Annotated in this window: 2 protein-coding genes and 1 pseudogene; 1 reads left to right on the top strand and 2 read right to left on the bottom strand. The window is 35.5% G+C overall.

The features are described 5' to 3' along the window. The coding region (locus tag B0O44_RS24845) for a PD-(D/E)XK nuclease family transposase (protein WP_211321455.1) at positions 1-229 on the bottom strand (229 nt) is incomplete at its 3' end. A 184-nt stretch (positions 230-413) separates the two neighbouring features. On the opposite strand from B0O44_RS24845, the gene B0O44_RS24840 reads away from it, so the two are divergent. Then, the gene (locus B0O44_RS24840) at positions 414-947 is read left to right on the top strand and encodes a hypothetical protein (RefSeq protein WP_110834807.1); all 534 of its coding nucleotides are present in this window, start codon (positions 414-416) and stop codon (positions 945-947) included. A gap of 75 nt (positions 948-1,022) precedes the next feature. On the opposite strand, the pseudogene B0O44_RS24835 reads toward B0O44_RS24840, so the two are convergent. Continuing rightward, positions 1,023-1,235: pseudogene (locus B0O44_RS24835) on the bottom strand (Rpn family recombination-promoting nuclease/putative transposase); the annotation flags it as partial.

Here is a 1,235-nt window from a genome sequence, read left to right as displayed (position 1 = left end):
TTTCTCCGTCTGTTCCCGTACAGGTCAGGTCAAAAAACACCCTTTTCTCGGTACTCTGATTACCCTGGTGTTCGGTAGGGCTGTAAACGATGTCAATAATATGTTTCTCCCCTTCAAAGAGGGCATTTAAAAACCCGATCATAATGTCTTTGTCTGGCTCACTTCCGAACAGGTGTTTAAATCCAAAATCGGTGAGAGGGTCAATGTAACGGCTCATTGTTGTGGTCATGTATAATTAAATTAGCATACCTCCAATCAAGGCCAATTTTTTCGAATACTGGTTAACTTTTTACCTATTACCCCACTTTTACAAAAAGCCTGACGCATGTGTGCCAAGACTATATAAAAAATTATAGGTATAGCAAGGAGACCAGCTTTAATGTATATTCGTCATAAACAAACTAGCTCTTGTTGTGGAACTATTTACCATAAAAGCATTTAAACAAACATTAGGTCTCCTGCTGGTCGATATTTTGGTAATATGGCTTTGGGCAAAAAATGAAAATCTTGGGGAAGGATCGGCAATGGTTATTTATTTGGTGGTGCCTTACGTTTTTATTATTAATGTTATTATTGGTGGAATACTTTTTTTCGTAAAGAGGCCATACAGTATGATGTTTTTTGTCAACTGCCTGGTTGCACCTATAATTACCTATTGGGCGTTTACTTCGGAATTGAGGAATCAATCTAGAAGCGCCTATGATATGTGGGACTTTAATTTGAAAGACACCACTTTTAGAATCGATAAGTCGAATAATTATAACAGATTTAGCATGACATATAGTAATTCTGGTGGATCTTCTATTGAATTTTTAACTGGAGAGTATGTCCAAAATAAAGATACATTGAAGCTTAAAGCAGATTCAATTAATATGTATATTCATAAAAACAAGTTATATAATTTTAGACACTCCAAACAGCCAATTCCATTAAGATTTTACGATTAAAGGAAGATCTTTATAATGTCAAAACCATTCACACAACAGAAATTTAAAAACACTTAAAACCGAAATGAAATCAGGCTATATGTCTAGTTTTTCAATTTCTTCCGCAGAGAGCTTGGTGACTTCTGCAATAAAAGCATTGTCCAACCTCTTTTTCTTGAGCTCCAAAGCAATATTCAAAGCTGCTGTGTGCTTCCCCTCCAGCTTTCCTTCTTCTTTAGCCAGCTCTTTAGCATAGGCTATAGAATTATGGTAATCAAATTTCGCCTGTAAACTTGATTCATATAACTT

It is taken from the genome of Pedobacter nutrimenti, from assembly GCF_003208655.1.
Lineage (GTDB): Bacteria > Bacteroidota > Bacteroidia > Sphingobacteriales > Sphingobacteriaceae > Pedobacter > Pedobacter nutrimenti.
The sequence above is the reverse complement of the archived record's forward strand: the minus strand, read 5'-3'. Positions and strand labels throughout refer to the sequence as shown.